Below are 501 nucleotides of genomic sequence, written 5' to 3'. Positions count from 1 at the left end.
CACGGAAGGTGAGCTGCTCCTCGCGGCAGATGACGGCCAGGGCTTCGGGCGTACGAAGGGCCTGGGCGGCGAAGGCGTCGTGGAGGCAGAGGTCGCGGGGGAACTCAGCGCTGGGGCCGTTCCAGTCAATGAGGAGTTGCTGTCGCTCCGGAGCGGTGAGCAGGGGCAGGCTCGCGAGCGTCGAGTCCGGCTGCGCGGCGATGGCCTCCAGCAGCACGCCCAGGTGGCCCGCCATGCGCTGCACGGTCGAGGTGTCGAAGAGGTCGGTGCTGTACTCCAGGACGCCCATGAAGCCCTGGGGAGAGTCCTGCAACGTCAGCGTCAGGTCGAACTTCGCCGAGTTCGCTTCGAGGGGAAGCTGCTCGAACGACAGGCCCGGCACGCGCAGGGCTTCCATGGGCGTGTTCTGCAGGGAGAACATGGCCTGGAAGAGCGCGCTGCGGCTCAGGTCGCGCACGGGCTGGAGGGCTTCCACCAGCTTCTCGAACGGAACGTGCTGGT

1 protein-coding gene is annotated in these 501 nt (G+C 68.1%); it reads right to left on the bottom strand.

The features are described from left to right. Window positions 1-501, bottom strand: a 501-nt coding sequence (locus D7X32_RS44605; RefSeq protein ID WP_244239532.1) for a condensation domain-containing protein, incomplete at both ends; no start/stop codon positions are given.

Origin of the sequence: Corallococcus carmarthensis, assembly GCF_003611695.1 — a bacterium.
In the GTDB taxonomy this organism is placed as follows: domain Bacteria; phylum Myxococcota; class Myxococcia; order Myxococcales; family Myxococcaceae; genus Corallococcus; species Corallococcus carmarthensis.
This window is presented reverse-complemented; position numbering and strand designations above follow the sequence as displayed.